Genomic DNA, 19288 nt, shown 5'->3' with positions numbered 1-19288 from the left:
GCATGACAGCTTAAGACATAAGACATAAGACATAAGACTAAATTATGCTTGACCAAGTTATTAATGCCTTTAAACAAAAAGACTACCGCACAGCGGCTCGGTTACTCAAACAATTAGCCAAGGAAGATCCTAATAACCCGTGGGTGCGACTCTATATCGGACGTTTACACGAAGCCACAGGTAAGCTAGACGCCGCAGAAACGGCTTACCGCAAGTTACTTAAAAATACAACGCATCCTAAAGTTATGACCCAAGCGCGTCAGGGATTGGGGCGTTTAGAAGCCATGGAACAAGAAAAACGCCGCCAAGCCTTAGCTCAAGCCACGGCTGACCCGGAAAATACTCAATTTGGTATTTTAGTCCTAGAACCCATTGAACTCGAAGCCAAACCCACAGCCGCCCAAACCTTGGCAAAGATTATGCAAATCGATCCCTATACCGCCCGCCTACAACTCCCGACGCGGGGATGGCGGTTGTATCGAGTTGGACCCATTGGCGAATTAAAATTTTATGCGTCATCCCTCAAGCAGGGTTCAGTTCCTTGTTTTTGGGCAATTTTGGCGGAGATTCAATCCCTCAATGTGTTTAGGGTTCATTATTTTTCCCAAGTTAGTTCTCAGGAAGCCACCGTTGTCTGCGAAAATGATCAAGGTCAACTAGGTTCTCTCCCCTTTCAGTGGTCAGAAGTGAGTCAACGGGTAGAGGGACGCTTACCTATTTTTGAACAAGTGGTGGATGTTGACGCTCGTGGTAAATTACAGCGTAAGACTCAAACCCAAGACTACGCCCAGTTTTGCGACTTGCATTTACTGACGAGAAAAACTATCCTGCGTTTATGCGATCGCGATTATCAATTTCAGCAGGGAATTGAGTTATTCCCCCAGCCAAAAAATCACCCAACTCAGGGAAAATCCCCGTCTCCCCTAAGCCAGACAACTAATCGAATCAACTGGAATAACCTGCGGGATTTTCTCAACCGCCAACTTTCTCAAACTCCAGTTTGGTCAGATTTCACCAATTTTGCTGAAACGGCTCTCGATTACAAAGAAATGCTGACTCGTTTACCCGCTCACATTGACTTGTTTCGACGTCAAGAAAGCCTATGGGATTCTGCTTTTGAACTATACAGTGGACTGGTTTTTCTGAAAAATAATTAGGGTCTGCTGAATCAGTTTTGTGGTGAGGGGAGGGAATAGGGAACAATTGTAGAGACGCGCCATGGCGCGTCTCTACATCGACACCTTATGAGCGAGGAGGTTGCACCTGACGTGCCATCTCTAGGAAATTATTCATAGAAGGACCTGGACGCCGCCGACTACTATTGGTTTTGAGTGGCAATAAGTTGTTTGGTGCAAAGGTGACTCCCGGTTGAGGCTCGGCTTTGCCATTGCTAGCCGCTGCTGGCGTCGCTTGGGGTGCAGCTTTTTGCGGTTTTGCTGCTGGTGCTTTAGCCGCTTTCGCTGCTGGCTTCTTCGCTGCTGGCTTTTTCGCTTCTGCTTCTGGAGCTTTGGTTGCTTTAGCGGGTTCCGGTTTCTTTGCTTCCGGTTCCGATTTAACCGCCCCCACATCGTCTAGTTCCAAAAAGTAGTCTTTACTTTTTTTGCTTTTCGGAGCTTCTGACGATTTGTCTTTAGATTTTAAAAAACCGAACATTTAGCGATACTCCTGTCTCTTAGAGAAAACTTAACAAATTTGCCAAAGAAAGATAGATGAAAACAAACGATGTCAACGTCTGCCATTTCTGATTGTACAGGCAAAATGCTACCTAAATCAGTTTTGTTAGCTTTTTGGCTTTGGGCTGAACGATTCCAACCACTTAGCTTAGACTCATAAGCAGCTAAGACTTTTTGGGTCTTATGGCTACTCGATGGGAATTGACTTGTCTGGCAATTGAAGGGTCTGATTTGCCTCGTAATTCAAAGGCTTTTTATTCAGGCTTTTTTAGATAGACGAACGTTATATCGTCTTCTATCATTTTGACTTAACGCCCTTGTTCCACCTAGCTTCAATTGATCATCCAAACTCCAGTAGAGAGGTCAATAACTATTTTTAGTTTACCGTTTGATGGTACTTTTTCGCTAACTCAAATACGGCTTTTGATGACTTGACAGCAATCGATAAGGCATAAGCTGATCCCGATTCTTCCGGGATAACGCTGCTCTATACATCACATCGCCGTCAGATTAGAATTATGAGTTTTTAGAGCAATTATTGCAAGGTTTCGCTAAATTTATTTACAAAAATTCACAATCAGACGAGAACAAATACTCGACTACCCCGATACTCGTCGGATAAGCTCTAATTTAATTTTTTCTTCCCCAGCTTCTCCCTTACTTTTGGTCTTCTCTCCGAACCTCTCTCCAAACCTCTCTCCGAACCTCTCCCGACGCCTCTCCTACAAGGAGAGGGAAGCGGAATATATTTTTTTATTTGGAGAGGTTTTGAATTCTCCCCCTTCCATGCAATAAAAGCGAAGCATCCTATGGCTTCTCCAGGTTTTCTTAACTGAGTCGCATTGTCTACTACCGCCAAATGGCATCGGCTACCCGACAGACATCATACATTGCAGAAACATCGTGAACCCGGAGAATATCAGATCCTGCCGCAATCGCCGCACAGCAAGCCGCCGCCGTTCCCCAGACTCGTTGCTTGGGGTCAGGTTGGTTAAGAATGTGACCGATAAAACGTTTGCGAGACACGCCGACTAAAATAGGCACACCGAGGGAACAAAAAGCAGCAAGTTGTCGCAGGAGTTGTATATTTTGCTCAGCGGTTTTGGCGAACCCAATCCCCGGATCAATGATCAAGCGCGATCGCACAATTCCCGCGTTGATAGCCACCTGAATTTGACCCTCTAGAAACTCGTATATTTCGCCGATGAGGTCATGATAATCGGTCAGCTTTTGCATAGTTTGGGGGGTTCCCCGGATATGCATCAAAATGATTGGCACACCCAATTGGGCAACCACAGGAAACATATCCGGGTCAAACGTGCCACCAGAAATATCATTGACAATATCCGCCCCCACCGCCACCGCTGCTTTCGCGACAGAGGCTCTCGTGGTATCCACCGAGATCGGAACAGACAGCGAGGAACGTACCGCCTTGACCACAGGGAGTACACGCTGGAGTTCTGCGGCTTCCGAAATCTCCTCAGCCCCCGGTCGGGTTGATTGTCCGCCGATGTCCAGAATATCCACACCCGCCTCGACCAGCCGTTGAGCTTGTGCCAAAGCTGCTGCTGGGGTATTAAACTCCCCCCCATCACTAAAACTATCCGGCGTCACATTTAAAACGCCCATGAGGTAGGTACGTTCTCCCCAACAGAAAGAACGTTCTCGGATGGTTAGTTGTCCTTTGTCATTCGTCATTTGTCCTTTGTCATTCGTCTTATGTCATACTCGCTTCCCGAAAAGAAGCAAGCTACGTCATCTATCGATTTTTTTCAACAAACGACCCATGAACTATCAACCATCAACAATGAACCATCAACAATGAACTACTGATAATTGACAATTCGGGCAAACCCCCCAGGATCAAGACTGGCTCCGCCAACTAGCACCCCATCAATTTCAGGTTGCGCCATAATCTGATCAATATTCGCCGGCTTGACCGAACCCCCGTATTGAATTGGCACATCCGCAACTTTCAGTTGAGAGCGAATCAAACCCATGATCCGATTGGCTTCTGTAGCTTCACAGGTATCCCCTGTGCCAATTGCCCAGATCGGTTCATACGCGATCACCAGTTGCTGCTGATCCACATCCACCAAGCCTTCTACAAGTTGCTGGCTGATGTGAGATTCCGCTTCTCCAGCATCCCGTTGTTGCTTTGTTTCACCAACACAAAGAATCGGAATTAACCCGTGACGCTGGGCGGCGAGGAGGCGCTGGTTCACGGTTTTGTCCGTTTCACCAAAGTACTGACGTCGCTCACTGTGACCGACAACCACATAACGTAAACCGAGTTCGGTCAACATCGGACCCGAAATTTCCCCGGTGAAAGCGCCTTCATCTGCCCAGTGGATATTCTGCGCCCCGAGCTGCACCCGGCTATTGTGCAGATTTTTGGACATTACTCCCAAGTCTGTAAAGGGAACACACAGAACAACTTCCCGCTCTGGGGGCGTTTGCTCCAGCTTGGGCATAAATTCTTGCAAAAACTCAGAGGACTCCCTTTGAGTTTTGAACATTTTCCAGTTACCGGCAATTACTATTTTTCGCACAGCTTAAATAAAATCGTCTCAATCTTGATGCATCCTTCAGTTTATAGCCTTGAGGCGCAATTGACAGACTCAAGTTAGCTGTTTTAGGGCGACAATCCTTGCCTAACTCCTACTGCATCAATGGTCTAGCGATCGCGCCATGGCTTGTAGAGACGCGCCATGGCGCGTCTCTACAAGCTGTGGCAAACTATGAGCAGGCGCGTCTGGAGGGGGGTAGGGACGGATTTTACCGATAACTTGACTAAACCCGCCCTTCTAAGCTGGAGAAGTAGGAGGAATATTCAACAACCCCAACCGACTTCGTTGAGGTTGGGGATTGCCGGACAAACGGCAATTTAAACCGTTGAATACCGCATTGAGTCTCGGTTTGGCACAGACACCCGGATACTTCCCTAGTCCGGATCAAATCTAAAGCCTTTTGTCGGGCTGTTGTAAGACAAGACATCTTAACCGAGATGGCGGGAAGGGACTAAACACTTTCACTCGTGAGGATTATCTCCATGCTACGAGTACCAGTTCTATCAAAGAGAAGATTCAATAACCGTAAACAGGGTAGACTACCTCCCTCTATTCGAGCCAACAGGCAGTTGGAGTTACGAGTAGTCAAACAACTAGTCTCACGAGGTTTTTGATGAGAACAATGTTTGGCTGGGCTTTTGTGGGATTGGCAATTTCTGGCGGTTTTACGTCAGATCTTGCCTTTCAAGCTCAGAACTATAATTCTATTCCAGTTTCTGAAGCGGCAAATCGTGCTGAGGATGCTTCTAGAGGAGGGGAAGTCTGTACAGAAGCCCCTTGCTACGTCTGGGAAACAGAGGACGAGGAACTGATAGATTATTCTGACTTGTCACCGGATGTAGAACACCTCTCTCTTACCAGAAAAGAGGCTTTGATTTTCCCCCCTTCCCAGACGTTACTGACCGATACTTCAAATGTTACCGTCTCAGCATCGATGAATCCTGTATCAGACGAGAGGGAACAGTTCCAGCAGATCATGGACTGGGCAATTGCCCAGCACCTGCATGAGCAACCGATGACGGATACTATACAGGCGATCGCACACCGATTTGTGGGGACACCCTATAAGGCAGGCTTATTAGACCAATCGCCAAACGAAACCTTGGTGGTAACGCTTCAGGCATTTGACTGTGTGCTATTTGTGGAAACGGTACTCGCGATCGCACGAACTCTAGCGCAACAGGATTATTCCTATCCCACCTTTGTTAATCATCTTCGCGATCAGCGTTATCAGAATGGTCAACTCAATGGTTATTGTAGCCGTTTGCATTATTTCTCCGCTTGGATTGATGACAACGAGAAACGGGGAACCGTAGAAAATATTACCCAGGCGCTGGGAGGAATCCCCTTAAATAAGCGGCTTAATTTTATGAGTACCCATCGACAGCGTTATCCCCAACTGGTTAATAATCAGGCAAATTACCAGTGTATTTTAGAGATGGAAGATCAGCTTAATGCTGTTCCCTTAAACTATATTCCCACCGCTAAGATTCACCACAGCTATGATCAGCTACAATCTGGAGATATTATTGGCATTGCTACAACTATTGCAGGATTAGATGTCACCCATACCGGATTCATTGATCGCCAGCCAGATGGTAGAATTCGTTTGATTCATGCCTCACCCGCTGGAGAGGTGACGATTTCCCAAGATTTACAGCAGTATGTAGGCAAGATCAAGAACGCGATCGGTATTTTAGTCGTTCGTCCGATTGGCGTTAGTGAGTGAGTGCGTTGACCTCTCCCTGGTAAGCTGTCATGCATTTAAATTGGGTATTAGTAGCGAACAAGATGTAAAGCCTGCGGCATGGCTTCGCTAAACGCACTACAAGCATTTCGCCATTGTTAAGGTTAAGATTTAAATGCCGAACAGCTTATGCATACCAGGGATTCTAAAAGACTACTTCGAGACGGATTTAAATACCGCCTCTTCGTGTTGTCTTAGAAAACCTTTCCGATTGTTAAATAGGATATTACTTGTGTGGATATCTACATTCTTGCCTTGTTGATCATTGGCTTACTGCTCCTGTTGGTCACAATGGGTTCAGGCTGGATTAAGCGATTACCTCTTTCTTACGCTCTCATTTACTTAGTTGTGGGAATTTTTCTCGGACCCTATGGGACTAATCTGATTCAACTTCAGCCCCAAACCGAATTTTTGGAGCGCATCACCGAATTTGTTGTGATTGTCTCTCTGTTTAGTTGCGGCTTAAAAATGAATCGCCCTCTGAGACTAAGAGCTTGGAATTCAACAATTCGGCTTATCGCTTTTCTAATGCCGATTTCAATCTTTGCCATAGCAGCAATTAGCCATTGGTTATTGAATCTGAACTGGGGAGCGGCTGTTTTGTTGGGGGCAATTCTCGCACCAACTGACCCCGTATTGGCATCCGAAGTCCAATTGGCACATATAGGAGATAGAGATGAGTTGCGATTTGGTCTGACTTCTGAAGGGGGATTGAACGATGCGTTAGCCTTTCCTTTTGTCTATTTTGGAATTCATTGGTTAGAAAACAATAATTGGCAAAGTTGGTTAAAGCAATGGATTGTTGTTGATTTGATTTGGGCGATCGCGGCTGGAATTGCCATGGGTATTTTGGTCGGTAATGGAGTGATGTGGATTAAGCAGCAGCTCCAAAAGTTTCGACCCATTGATGTATTAATGGAGGACTTTATTGGTCTTAGTATTATCTTAATCACCTATGCACTGACAGAACTGATTAACGGTTATGGATTTTTATCGGTGTTTGTTGCTGGGTTAATGGTACAGCGTATTTCTCCTAACCATAATCGGCGACTTTCGCAACTGGAATTCACCGAAAAACTTGAAAAGCTGATGGAAGTGGGAACTATTCTCCTGTTAGGTTCCCTCCTACGAATTGAGCCAATTCTCAAATTTGGTGGTGAAGCCCTTCTCATCGCCGGGTTATTAATTTTTGCCATCCGACCTTTAGGCGCTTGGATTAGCACCACCAACTTAGGTTTTGCCAAGTTACCTCGCTCACAGTTTCACCCCACAACCCGCTGGTTATTTGGTTGGTTTGGCGTTCGAGGAGTCGGCTCTCTCTACTATCTTTCCTATTCTCTTGGTAAGAGTTTAGAGGGAGAATTGGGTGAAAGAATTGCTTGGATAACGTCCATAACTGTTGTACTATCTATCATCATACATGGAATTAGTGCGACTCCTTTAATGAAGTGGTATGAGAAAGCTGATCAGGAAAGAACCCATAATGCATGACCTAAAAAAAGAGGTTACAGATATTTTTGAGAGACACATTATTTATGTAGAGACGCGCCATGGCGCGTCTCTACAATGGTGCTGATCAGGGGCAACTGTCATTGTTTTGGATATCTGATAACTTTGGGTAAGGTAAATTTTGGCGAGCAAAGGCTTGCTTGGCACGGCGAATCAGATCGGTTTTATAGATAAATTCATCGCGGGCATCCATTGGGTAAGACCGCAGCTTGAACTGAGTACCCCACATTTGTTCTTGCATGATAACTACAATGGGAAGCTTTAGCTGCGTATATTTGCTACTGTAAGCTGCCTGATACAGAATCTGGATGACTTGTTCAGCATCTACAGTATGAGCAAAATAAAAGTCAGTGAGAACCTGAGCTTCTAGCTCTCCGCTGTTGGCATTGGAGACAGCTTCAGTCCAGGTTTTGTTGTGGGGAATAGTGACAATGTTATCGTCAGGAGTCTGGAGTCGAATTCCACGCAAACCATAACCCACCACTTCACCGTAATGATTTTCAATTTGAATGCGATCGCCCACTCGATAGGGAGCTTCAAACAGTGCAACTACTCCGGCAATAATCGAACTCACGTAATCCTTAAAGGCAAATCCCAGGGCAATAGCGATCGTGCCTGTCAATGCGAGGAGGTTCTCCTGAGACAAGTTCAGAAACAGATTCAGGAGATAGGAAAACGTTAGGATCAAAATCAACCCTTTCAAAAAGGGCAAAGATTGTTTGATCAATAATCGAAAGCGGCGGGGAACTCGTTCTGAACTCCAACTGGTGAGCGACTGAATGACAAATATGCTCCCATAAGCGATCAAAATAGTGACGAGAGAACGAAAAATTTTTTGCAGCGTAATATTGGTAAGAACTCGTTGCGGTAAGGTTTCCGATGCCTCGATTTGTGCCAACAACGCCGGCATTGCCTGAACAAAACTGATCAGATCAAAACCCGATACACTCATGGTTAATCCTCGCCAACAAAAAAGTTATTATTCGTCAATTCAATCTTCAGCTTGGCATAATGGGCAGCACGTACTGATAGCATGCCATTGCTGCTAGCTAGTACCCCGGCTCGCAATAACCCCTGAATCCGAGCTTGGATTTGGCTTTCGGGTTCACCCAAGCTCAGGGCAAGATGGACATGGCTCATCTGCCCATGAATTAGCAACGAATGAAGTAAATAGCGGTCAATCCCCGTTAATGGTGGCAAACTAGGCAATGTGGGTTTAGTTTGACGTAAGGTAAAACGGGTTTTGCTGGTTGTCGCTGTCTCGCTCAAGTTCAATTGAGATAAATTAACATCCTCTAGTTGATCGCGCTTGATTCGTAAGCTATTTAGCCATACGCCAAAGGCAATACTACTGACACCAGAGGATTGACTGGCAAGAGTTCTCCAATATGCCTGACCAAGATTATCTTCTGAGTCTTCTATCGCTTCTGGTTCAACCATGGTTTTGGCAATCGGGTTTAACCAGGTTTGAATCATCGCTCCATCTAGTTCCGGTAACGGTTTGACCTCGCTAAAATAGGCGCTAATCTGGCACACAAAATCCAGAAAATCCCAAGCCCAATGGTTACATCCTATAACCCAAAAGCAATTGCGATTATGCATGACCATGTCTCGTAAGTATTCAATGCTATTCCAACCCCCAATACAACGCAGAAAACATTGATCCAGACAGGGAATCATCATCAATGTTTTTCGATCAGCCAGGGAGTCTGCCTCAAGCAGATCGCCTATATCCTTAGGGTTTTTAATATCAATCTGTGAGTAGGCTTGCAGGGCTTGCTGAATTTCTTGAGACATGATTAATGGATCATGAGGACGCATTCGCCAAGGTAGAGGTGTGAATACCTCTACGGGGGGATTGTGCCAGGTTTGCAGACTATCGCTCAAAATTTTGGCAATTGGTTCTACGGGGCTGCCCAAAATGATCAAACTATTGGCGACATCCAGGTGACTTTGCCAGTTTTCAACCCCAGCGGTGATCGCCTCTTGCACTGCGGTTTGATAGATCTGAGAACAGGGGAGTGCCTGAATTTTTTGCCCCAGTTGAGTCTGAATCCCATCGGGCAACTCAACCTCTTCATCCTCGATTGCTACTGCTGCTTGCGCCTGGGTAAACCACGACTGGAACTTTTGCCGAATTGAGTGAACTAAAGAATGAGTCATCAGGTTTCTCCAGTAGGTAGGCACAATAAAAGTCAGACGGTGGAAATCATTCTTTCAGTTCTGGTAAATTGAGTTAATGAAATAACAATACGAACAATCGCTGTTGTCAAAAAGGAAACGGCGGAAGAACTAACTGATGTTTCTGCACTGAGTAATATTCCGAAAATTAACCATTAAATTTTGCATTGAGCTGAAATGGTAGCTATAGATAGTTAAATGTTACCTAACCATTTAAGCCACTGATCGTAATCGCGCTAGTTGACTACACTGCGATCGCTACTGGCTCCTCCGTCCACAAACAGAGGCGGGTGCTGAAAGTCATCAATCTGATGATATCAAAGTCCTATGCGATCGCCAACAGTGCCATCAATGTCAACCGCACTCCAAGCAGGCGATCATTATGGTGTTCGTTAGATTGAAGAACCACCGATTGCTAGTGTTTCGATAGCGGACAAAGATGAAATCAACTTTATGTGCTAATACAGAGGAAGATACAACTAGGCGTATCACTGATTAAGCCAAACCCGGATCGCTAAAGTCAAACTATCATACCCACGATGCAACCTGACTTACAGGGACTAAAAATCACCAAAGGAGAACTCAAACATTTGAGTGGAGTAAGTGTTGATACTGTCCTGAAACCACCGACTCTGCCCAAATTCGTCGCGGAGATTACTAAAACCCTTTTGATTATTATCCTGATTAGTTTAACAGGGTTTGTACTTCTCCAGGTTTTTCCGGAACATATTAAGTTGTTAATTGCTATCCCTTCCATTCTTGCCATCACCTTATTCTTCAACGATATTCGCAAAATTGCCATTAGCCGTAAATGCAAGAATTTAATCCGACTGTTTGAAGATGTCAACCGATTTAATCGAGTGATTCAAGCCATTAATATTAATGACAAAATTGAAGCCGTTGGCAATCCGGGTGTGGCGTTAACAAATCGCGGACAAGTTATTCAGGCACTTCGGCTAACCCGTGACGATATTATTCGAGCCTTAAAAACTGAGCGAATTCTGAGGGAAAATGACAAGTTTATCAAATGCAATTCTGAATTGTTTGATAATAACCTCATGGCATTGACAGCGTTACAAGTTAGCGACCAAGCAACGGAACACGGGCGTTTACTCAATGAGGCATTACAGATTGTTGTAGATGTGCAACAGGAAATGAGAGCGTTACAAAATCGACACTCCTAACATGGCATGAATTTTAAAATGGAAGTCTCTATTCTTTTTAACATAAGACATAAGACATAAGAAAATTAAGACTTTTTCCACGCATACCCTAATAACCAAAACAAAACTGTAGCAATGAGGGCGACGGCGGTAGCTATGGGCGAATTAGAGATAGTAATTACCACACAGATAATGGCAGTGAGTAGGAGTAGTACTTGTAGAACTAATATTAGCGGTCGCTTGCCGATAAATTTGGGACTCTGAAACGCGGTGGGACTTTTTAATTGTAACCACCAATAGACAAGTTGTAATGACTTATTCACAAATTGATAACTTAAAAGCCCTTGAAGTTTCTTTGCACGTTCTTTTCCTAGAGTCGTAATCATAATATCTCGCAGGATTAAAGCCGCACGAGTAGCAAGATTTGCCAGCACAATTCCGGGAATATCTTTTAAAATAGATTCTTTACCAATCCGGTATTGATTGCGAAAGAAGTCTTCTTTGGCTTGGGGAGAGAATCTACCAATCGCATCTTTGGCTAATTTTGCCGCCGCTAGAGTATTCACCGTTTTCTCAAAATAACCTGGAACGGGTTGATAGCTGGGTGGTTGATCACCGAGTTGAGCAAGTAATCGTTCCACATCATCAGGATCAGTGGGTTTAACCCGTTGGCGATTCCAGGTTAGTTGTTCGCTGATTTCATCTTCAATCACTGTTTCTAAGTCGGTCATTAAAATTGAGCGATGACCTTCTAATACCAGATCGTCTAAGATAATATGCATCGCTGCATCAGACAGATCTGGATCAGCTAATAAGCGAAGATGGGATTTGAGTTTCTGACGAGTGTTGGCTGTGGAATCGGGGAAACAGTCTTGAACCAGTTGTTCTAAGTATTCATCTTCTGTACATCCTTGTGCTTGGGTTTGTCGCGCCAAGAAAATTGGAAAATTTTGCAATGATTCACGAGTCACTAAGGCTTCAACAAGACGATTGAGTCCATCCAATCGCCCCCACAACATATCATTGGAACGCCAGGATTTCTTAAAAAATCCGCCAAAAGCTTGTAAGGTATCCCCAGCCAATTTATCATCTAAGGTTTTTCCCTTCCCTAACCCTAGCTGAGCATCATCTGGACTAAAGCGAATTGTTTCAATTATATCTTTTTCAGAAAAATTGGTTAAATATTCAAAGGGATAGAGTACCTGATCTAAGTAACCAAACTGTTGGTAACGATTGAGAATATCCTCATAATCGTTGAGGTTACTGGTTTGAATTAACCGTTCTGATGCCTGATTAATTTGATGGAGAATGGAGCAAAACAGTTGACTACAGTTTTCGGGATCGCTATTCTGGTATTTTTGATCCGACCAAATATGGTTTAACAGTGATGGATCATCATCAAGTTGGCGAATTTTTTGATGGAATTGGGCAATAATACTAGAAATTTGTTTTTGGGGTAACCAGTTAATCTGTTTGTCTTGAAGCTGGTTTAACTCTACTCCTAACTGTTCCGCAGCGGTGGGTAATGTCTTAAAAAAGTTGGCGGGAACGAACTCTAGGCGATTTTGGTCTAAGCCGGATGGAGACAGGTCATTTAAACCATCCGCATCAAAGAAAAAGCGGTGCAAACGCAAGAGACGATCATAAACTTGCTTGCGCCACTGCTGTTGAAATTTCGGATCAGAATTTTCTAAACTTTGCTCCAGTAAACTGTAAAAAGATTCACTAACTTGCGGATGACTGAGTAATATATCTAAACTAAAGCGGATTACTTCTAGCAGTTTAAGTTGTCGATTTAACCGACTGACAAGTAATCGCTGCTTATTATATTCATCGATTTCGGTTGTTTTCTCAAGCTGCTGAAATAGCTTATCAATAATATAGAAATGCTTCCTCAACGCATAGTCTATATCCAGATTACGAATATGCTGACTAGCTTGTTGAAGAATTATATCTTTATCTTGACTGTCGGTCGGGCTGGTGATATCCGCAATTAACCGTTGTCCGGTTTTCTCTAAAATGACTTTTTTATCAGTCCCTGAAGCCGTGGTTTGCTGTTGATCCATGCGTAAAATCAGGGGGAGGATGCGATCGCGCAAACCAATCAGGCGGCTGCGGAGGTAAATCTCTTCACTAACGGTAATTTTGTGGGAAATACCAGGCGTTGATGGATCGGGTACTTCCACACTAGCGAGTAGGCTGTTATAGCGGCTGATTTTATCGTTGTGGGCTTGGATTAACTCCAAATCGTTGCTAATGCTTTCATACGTCGGGAGTCCAACTAACGCATCCTGAAGCACGTCCCAAGTGCTAGGCTTCGCCATGGAATTAAAGTTAGGATTTGCCAAGAAGCGATCGGGATTGGGATCAATATAAATCAGCTTGCGATCAACGGGACGGTTAGCGGTGCGAAAATAGATATCTTTAATTGTGTAACTAAAGGGTCGATTATCTAACACGCCACCATCAATAAAATGGAGTTGATAACCCTCTGGCGGTCGTTGTTCGGGTAAATCACGGTTCTCCAATTGTCCCCATTGAATCAGTCGCTGATCCACGTCATTTGAATCTTCTTTTAAACCCACATTAACTGATGGAAATGCCACCGGAAAGCATGAGGTAATTCGGCAAAGTTTTGCCAGAGATTGATAGGTTTGTTCTGGCGTCCGACTTAAATCCGCTGGGTCACTATCCGGATTAAAGGGTTCGTGACGTCCCTGACGATGCTTGAGGTGAAAAATCTGGCGGTGATTTTTAACTTCAATGACTCGACCTGTATCATCAAATAGCTGGTAAATTTGTCCCAGGATGTCAGTTCCGGTGACAAATAAATCGAGTTCATTCAACTCAGATACCCACTCCCCATCTGGCGCATCCGTGCGATTATAAATGCCTTTTTCAAACGCTTCGGCTAGGGCTGTTTGATAATACCCAGCACCATCCAAAACCGAATCCTGTTGGGTTTCCTGGGTTGAGGGGTGATGCATTAATTCGCGGATATTCCCACTCTCACGCCAAATTTGCCCAAATTCTTTAAAGTCAACAATGGTGTCTTTAGTGCTATTGGCAAGGGCGTAACTCAGTAACACGCCATTAATACCGCCGGCTGAGGTTCCGGAGAGGATATCCACCACAATATCCGAATCTGTTAGGGCTTTAATCAGCTTATAGATACCTCGACCCCGTACCGCATTATAGAATTCGCGGCAGATGCCATTCATATAGATGGCGAGAGAAACACCACCATACACGACGAGTCCTAAGCGATGTTCGCGACGAAATTCAGGTTTTCGGAGGGGGTGACTAGGGGTAGGCATCGTGCGATCGCGGGTTTAGGTGAGTGGTACAAAAGTGTTTGACCGGGATAAGCTGTAATGCATTTAAATTGGGTATTAGTAGCGAGCAAGATGCAAAGCCTGCGGCATGGCTTCGCTTAACGCACTACAGCAAGGATTGCGCCATTATTGATATTAAGGTTTAAATGCCGAATAGCTTACTTCCTAATTCATACCATAAAAGTTAACGGCTGAGAACTCGCTTACCTTAAACAGCAAGTTCTATTTACTTAAGCTGTTTCCTTTTGTCCAAAGTCCAGTTGCTGGTTGAGATAAAACTTAAACTTCTGGCGTAATTGTTCAACACTCATATTCTGTGTCCAATATTCTACCAAAGCGTGACCAAATGCCCAGGCATTGCGATCAGGTGAAGATGAATTGTCCAGCAATAATGACCACAGCGATCGCAAGTCGAATGGCATCTGAGTATCCTCTGCACTCAGCAAGGAGAATAAGTCATACGCCATCTGTAATTTGCCAATGACTACGGGTAACTGTTCGACGGGAATTTGTTCAGCCAGGGCAAAGGCTAGCGTGGGAGATCCGGTTGTTACTGTGGATACAAACTGTAGCACCGGACTTTTCAGAAACGCTGCCAACCCCTGAGTCGTTGCCATCTGAAACGTATAGTGGTCAATAATTTTAGCCGCCTCCGCTGTACGGGCTTCTCGGTTTCGCAAAAAGCGGGCAAGACGCAGTTGTTTGGCAGGTGCGATCGTGTCAACTAATGCTAACGATAGCGCTTCGATATTCCAAGGGGTGCGCCCGGTGTTCCAATCCGCCGTCACCACAGGTAACACGATATCACACCATTCCCCTAAACTTTCGGCGCGATATTCTGTCGCTTCCCGAATCGCTTTTTCTTTGGTTCGTTCCCCCCATTGCCAATCATAAGGGGGTTGCCATTCCCGAATCGGGCGCAGGCGATCGACTTGGGTGACGATTGTAATGGCGGGTAAGTCTTCAATATCTGCTTGGATTTCCTTGAGAAACTCCGCATCAACATGTAGCGCCGGATCGAGGGCGGGGGTTACCAGTAGCAGTAAATCGGCGTTCGTGGCATAATCGAGTACCAAGTCCCGCAAATCGGATCGGTTGACTTGTTCATATCCCGGCGTATCCCACAGCGTCAGGGTTTCTCCAGTTGGAGTTTGCCAGTGGTAATTCTGGATGCGATCGGTACTGGGTAAGACATCGACTTCGGCTCGTTCTGCCTGAAATAATGTATTAATTAGGCTACTTTTACCCGATCCAGTACGCCCCACCAGCAAAATACTCACAGGTTTTTGTTCAACCGCTTCTACCGGTTCAGCTTGTTCGAGGATATCGCGCAGGGTTTTGGTTTTTACCTGGGGGAGTTGCGGTTTGGGTGGGGAAACGGTTGTTGAACCCGGTGGGGTACTTCCACTATAAAGCGCGATCGCTTGTCGAGATAAATTCTTTAACGCTGCTTCGCGCAGCATCTGTGCCAAATTCATCAACAGTTGCTGGGTAGCTTGGTTACTCGAACGCTTACTCGCTTGTTTGGCTAGCGCCGCCACCGGATTGACTACCCACTGCGCCCAACTCCACGCTTGCCAGAGTTTGCGGGCGGAGGGTTCGAGTTTCTGGTAGACTTCGTAGGCTTGCAATCCTTGTCCCACTGTCACCTGACTCAACGCTGGCGATAACTTCTGCATCCACTGATCTAAGTCATCCACCGTCCCCCGAATCAGCCCATAAGCTTGGGGAATGTAGATATTGAGTAAGGGATATTTCGCCGCCGGCTGATAGATATGGGCGATGGCGATCACAAGTTCCTGACATCGTTGCCAAAAGGTTTGCCAGTCTTCCCAGATGGGCGGATCATCCTGTGCTTTTTTCAGCACCGTTTGCAGGGCGGCTTCGGCGTTTTGAGTCGCCTCATCTGTGGCGGGTAAGGCAGTTGTTTCCTCTGTGGTAGCCTCGAGTTGATCGCGAACCTCCGCTACTGCTGCTTCTACCTGATCGACTGTTGTCCGCGTCCATTTTACTAGCAACCAACGCCAACCCGCGAAGATCAGGATAAAGATACCCCAGATCCAATTAATTCCCCACTCGTGGATTTGCCAACCCGCAGATAAGAGTAAGAAGATAATCATGGACGCGATCGGCATTGCCAATACGATCCACTGCCACCATTTTAATCGCACCATTGTCTGATACCTGCCACACAAAAGCCTCCGTTATCGCTATCGTAATTCAATTGACAACCAATGTAGGGGTTTGGTTACCAAACCCTACTGTTACTGTTACCAAACCCTACTGTTAAGGATTTTCATCCCCTTCCGGAAGCGGTTCGGGAAAATCAGGTGTCTCGTTATTATCGGGGGATGCGGTTGGTGCAGGTGTAGGCTGTTCGCTTAATGTGGCAAGTTGCTTGACTTGATCTTTGTACTCCTGCGGTGCGAGAGACACTGCTGTGGTAAATAGAGGCTTGGCTTCTTCGGTTTTCCCTTGTTGGCGGAGAATTAGGGCTTTAGCCAATACCGGGCGAAAATCTTGGGGATTTTCTTCGATCAGTTCATCATAAATGGTGAGGGTTTCGGTAAAGCGCTGTTGACTCAGGTAAACTTCTCCTAACAACAATTTGACAGAACTCACATCCACTCTACCCGGTTGAGTCTGATTCTGTTGTCCAGCGTTTTTAATTGTCTCTTGCAATAAACCAATCGCTGCTTCTGGACGGTTTTGCTGAATATACAGGGCGGCTAATCCTTTTAAGGCATTGATATCTCCGGGTTGTGAGGCTAAAATTTGACGGTAAGCTTGGGCTGCACCTTCGCGATCGCCGGTTTGTTCTTTTGCCTGAGCTAGCAACACCCCATATTCGGGTTGGTCAGGATTTAGTTCAGCTAAGGTTTCTAACGGTGCGATCGCGCCTTCAACATCACCTAGGCGCAGTTTTGCCTCTAATAGTCCCCGCAACGCGGTTTGATTTTGCGGTTCTCGCTGTAAAACCAGTTCGTACCCTTTAGCTTGTTCTTCGAGTTGATCTTGCTGTTCTGTGGATAGGCTGGGTTGGGCATTCGGTGTGCTAACAGCAGACGGCTGATTGCTCTCTACAACACTCCTCAACAGCGGAATCGTCGATATACCCACAAATGCCAGCACGGCTAGCACTAACACGACTATCACCCAAACCCTGCGTTTTTGAGACACAAAAAACTCCTTGAACTCTACTGAACATTATGAACGCCTTGGCGTCGTTTGCGCCAATGGTTGCATTTTGATCGGAAAGCTAGCTTCTTCGAGAATTTGAGAATTTACACTCAGTTGTGGTTGATCGGCGTATATAGATAGGACAAGGAAGACAAGGACTAGAAAATAGTAGGTCTGAACGCCACAATCGATCCAGTCATGAATTATCTCAGTTAGGCGTTCTGCATTGGCTGCTGTTTTGGCTACGTTATTTAACTATTTTGATGCTCCAGCAATGTCAAGAATTTATCCACATTAAAGGGTTTGAGAATATGATCAATGCCTAACCCCCTAATTTTCATCAGATTAATTTGATCGGCACTAGCTGTAAGAAAGACAAATTTAGTGTCAGCCGTGCTAGGCTCTTGACGCAATGCCTCTAAAACGCCATAACCATCCAGTTTAGGCATCATCACATCACACAAAATTACATCCGGATGAAACTCTTTGGCTATTTCCACCCCAGCCTGACCATTGTCTGCTCCGATGGCATCAAATCCTTCAATTTCCAGTAGTTCTAAGAGATTATCTCGAATTAAGCTTTCGTCTTCAATCACTAAAATTTTTCTCATGGGAGATCCTCACGGTTTAATTTACATTTTGTCACAATTTTGCTCTACCTAACCGCCATCATCAGCGGTGATTTCTGCTATCTTAATCAAAATGAAACGATATCTGAACGTACTCCAGTTGTTCTGGAGGACTGCTCTCGCCGCTGAACTCGAGTATCGCCTCAACTTTCTGATTGCTGCCTTAAGCAGTCTCGGAAACTTAGTAGGCAGTTTATTTGGGTTATTTTTGTTTTACCGCACGGGCTACACCTTTCAGGGCTGGAGTTGGGAAGAAGCCTTGGTGATTCTGGGGATTTTTACCCTTCTCCAAGGGTTTGCGGCGACGCTGCTGAGTCCTAATCTCAATCGCATTGTCCAGCATGTCCAGCAGGGTACGCTTGACTTTATCTTACTTAAGCCGATTAGTTCCCAGTTTTGGCTGTCATCTCGTACCCTGTCGCCTTGGGGATTGCCTGATTTAATTTTTGCTGGAATCCTCCTAGCTTATGCAGGTAAACGCCTTAACATCAGTGGGGTTGATTACCTTTTGGGTGCTGTTCCCCTGGTGTTTGGTCTGATCAGTCTTTACAGCCTCTGGTTTATACTGGGAGCCACGAGTATTTGGTTTGTCAAAATTTATAATGTGACTGAAGTGCTGCGCGGGTTGTTGGAAGCAGGGCGTTTCCCGATGGTGGCTTATCCCACCGTTTATCGATTTTTCTTTACCTTTGTTGTCCCTGTGGCGTTCTTAACCACGATACCCGCCGAGGTAATATTAGGTCGCGGTGAGTTCGTCTGGGTGGTGGGTGCGGCGATTCTGGCATTAGGATTACTGGTAGTGTCCGGTATATTTTGGCGGTTTGCCTTGCGGTTTTATACCAGTGCGTCGAGTTAACCAGGGGGGACGTTCTGGGGTATCGGTTCCGGCGCGTTTTTCCCGAATTAAGGTTAACTGAGACAGTTGAGCGTCTTTATTGTAGAGTTGCACTAACCGTAGGCGGCGATTTCCAGCAATTAAGCCCAATTCAGCCCTAACCTCCAGTGCTAGAATCGACGGAGAGATGCTCCATTTCCAGGACGGTGGATTACCCGTTCAGGTCGTACTTCTCCCCGATGGCGCGTCTTCTAACTGTCCATTAACGATTAAATCCGGTCACAGTTTTGTCCTCGAAGTCGGTTGGTTAGTCGAACCCAACCTACGCCAACGACTGATTCGCCGCTATAGCGATCGCGGATCTTGGGTCAGTCTGACGTTAGTTAGAGAGCAACGAATAAAACGTTCCGGGTAAGCCATTATCAATTATTATCAAATACCCAGCATCACAACACCCAAAAGGGAG

General features: G+C 45.4%; 16 protein-coding genes and 2 pseudogenes. 8 read left to right on the top strand and 10 right to left on the bottom strand.

Annotated elements, in window-relative coordinates:
• Positions 1 to 44 precede the first annotated feature (44 nt).
• Complete coding sequence (locus tag MC7420_RS26380; protein WP_006104228.1) at positions 45 to 1157, top strand: tetratricopeptide repeat protein; 1113 nt, start codon at positions 45 to 47, stop codon at positions 1155 to 1157.
• An 85-nt stretch (positions 1158 to 1242) separates the two neighbouring features.
• Here the strand turns inward: MC7420_RS26380 and MC7420_RS26375 are convergent, their stop codons facing one another.
• The 3 genes from MC7420_RS26375 to tpiA form a co-directional block, all read right to left on the bottom strand.
• Positions 1243 to 1653 carry a hypothetical protein gene (locus MC7420_RS26375; protein WP_044209847.1) on the bottom strand — a complete coding sequence of 137 codons (411 nt, stop codon included), beginning with the start codon at positions 1651 to 1653 and terminating at the stop codon, positions 1243 to 1245.
• Between the two features lie 869 nt (positions 1654 to 2522).
• Positions 2523 to 3371: a dihydropteroate synthase gene (folP, locus tag MC7420_RS26370; protein ID WP_006104282.1), complete on the bottom strand. Its 849-nt coding sequence runs from the start codon at positions 3369 to 3371 to the stop codon at positions 2523 to 2525.
• Between the two features lie 128 nt (positions 3372 to 3499).
• Positions 3500 to 4225, bottom strand: a complete 726-nt coding sequence (gene tpiA / locus MC7420_RS26365; protein ID WP_071777259.1) for a triose-phosphate isomerase — start codon at positions 4223 to 4225, stop codon at positions 3500 to 3502.
• 159 nt (positions 4226 to 4384) lie between these two features.
• Between tpiA and MC7420_RS40490 the strand changes: the two genes are divergently transcribed.
• The 4 genes and pseudogenes from MC7420_RS40490 (at position 4385) to MC7420_RS26355 (ending at position 7481) form a co-directional block, all read left to right on the top strand.
• Entirely contained in the window at positions 4385 to 4564 is a 180-nt protein-coding gene (locus tag MC7420_RS40490; protein ID WP_157453341.1) for a hypothetical protein, read from the top strand.
• 161 nt (positions 4565 to 4725) lie between these two features.
• A pseudogene (locus tag MC7420_RS40485) lies at positions 4726 to 4839 on the top strand (RRXRR domain-containing protein); the annotation flags it as partial.
• 17 nt (positions 4840 to 4856) lie between these two features.
• Positions 4857 to 5972 carry an N-acetylmuramoyl-L-alanine amidase-like domain-containing protein gene (locus MC7420_RS26360; RefSeq protein ID WP_232231789.1) on the top strand — a complete coding sequence of 372 codons (1116 nt, stop codon included), beginning with the start codon at positions 4857 to 4859 and terminating at the stop codon, positions 5970 to 5972.
• Positions 5973 to 6224: 252 nt separating this feature from the next.
• Positions 6225 to 7481, top strand: coding sequence for a cation:proton antiporter (locus MC7420_RS26355; protein WP_006104288.1), 1257 nt, complete (start codon positions 6225 to 6227; stop codon positions 7479 to 7481).
• Positions 7482 to 7566: 85 nt separating this feature from the next.
• Here MC7420_RS26355 and MC7420_RS26350 read toward each other — a convergent pair whose 3' ends face one another.
• Both MC7420_RS26350 and MC7420_RS26345 read right to left on the bottom strand, forming a co-directional pair.
• The gene (locus MC7420_RS26350) at positions 7567 to 8409 is read right to left on the bottom strand and encodes a mechanosensitive ion channel family protein (protein ID WP_044209891.1); all 843 of its coding nucleotides are present in this window, start codon (positions 8407 to 8409) and stop codon (positions 7567 to 7569) included.
• 44 nt (positions 8410 to 8453) lie between these two features.
• Positions 8454 to 9662, bottom strand: a complete 1209-nt coding sequence (locus MC7420_RS26345) for a hypothetical protein (protein WP_006104265.1) — start codon at positions 9660 to 9662, stop codon at positions 8454 to 8456.
• Between the two features lie 557 nt (positions 9663 to 10219).
• Here MC7420_RS26345 and MC7420_RS26340 point away from each other — a divergent pair.
• The gene (locus tag MC7420_RS26340; protein WP_006104269.1) at positions 10220 to 10864 is read left to right on the top strand and encodes a hypothetical protein; all 645 of its coding nucleotides are present in this window, start codon (positions 10220 to 10222) and stop codon (positions 10862 to 10864) included.
• Between the two features lie 65 nt (positions 10865 to 10929).
• Here MC7420_RS26340 and MC7420_RS26335 read toward each other — a convergent pair whose 3' ends face one another.
• The 4 genes from MC7420_RS26335 to MC7420_RS26320 form a co-directional block, all read right to left on the bottom strand.
• Complete coding sequence (locus tag MC7420_RS26335) at positions 10930 to 14160, bottom strand: patatin-like protein (protein ID WP_044209845.1); 3231 nt, start codon at positions 14158 to 14160, stop codon at positions 10930 to 10932.
• Positions 14161 to 14408: 248 nt separating this feature from the next.
• Complete coding sequence (locus tag MC7420_RS26330) at positions 14409 to 16352, bottom strand: GTPase family protein (RefSeq protein WP_044209843.1); 1944 nt, start codon at positions 16350 to 16352, stop codon at positions 14409 to 14411.
• 112 nt (positions 16353 to 16464) lie between these two features.
• Positions 16465 to 17358 (bottom strand): tetratricopeptide repeat protein, encoded by an 894-nt coding sequence (locus MC7420_RS26325; RefSeq protein ID WP_006104328.1) that lies wholly within the window; start codon positions 17356 to 17358, stop codon positions 16465 to 16467.
• A 251-nt stretch (positions 17359 to 17609) separates the two neighbouring features.
• The gene (locus tag MC7420_RS26320; RefSeq protein ID WP_006104245.1) at positions 17610 to 17969 is read right to left on the bottom strand and encodes a response regulator; all 360 of its coding nucleotides are present in this window, start codon (positions 17967 to 17969) and stop codon (positions 17610 to 17612) included.
• A gap of 91 nt (positions 17970 to 18060) precedes the next feature.
• On the opposite strand from MC7420_RS26320, the gene MC7420_RS26315 reads away from it, so the two are divergent.
• On the top strand, positions 18061 to 18843 hold the full coding sequence (locus MC7420_RS26315; RefSeq protein ID WP_044209888.1) for an ABC transporter permease: 783 nt from the start codon (positions 18061 to 18063) through the stop codon (positions 18841 to 18843).
• Between the two features lie 3 nt (positions 18844 to 18846).
• Here the strand turns inward: MC7420_RS26315 and MC7420_RS37370 are convergent.
• Positions 18847 to 18987 (bottom strand): annotated as a pseudogene (locus MC7420_RS37370) (DUF3598 family protein); the annotation flags it as partial.
• Between the two features lie 22 nt (positions 18988 to 19009).
• On the opposite strand from MC7420_RS37370, the gene MC7420_RS26310 reads away from it, so the two are divergent.
• Positions 19010 to 19237 (top strand): DUF3598 family protein, encoded by a 228-nt coding sequence (locus MC7420_RS26310; protein WP_006104273.1) that lies wholly within the window; start codon positions 19010 to 19012, stop codon positions 19235 to 19237.
• Positions 19238 to 19288 lie beyond the last annotated feature (51 nt).

The organism is Coleofasciculus chthonoplastes PCC 7420 (genome assembly GCF_000155555.1).
GTDB lineage: Bacteria > Cyanobacteriota > Cyanobacteriia > Cyanobacteriales > Coleofasciculaceae > Coleofasciculus > Coleofasciculus chthonoplastes_A.
This window is presented reverse-complemented; position numbering and strand designations above follow the sequence as displayed.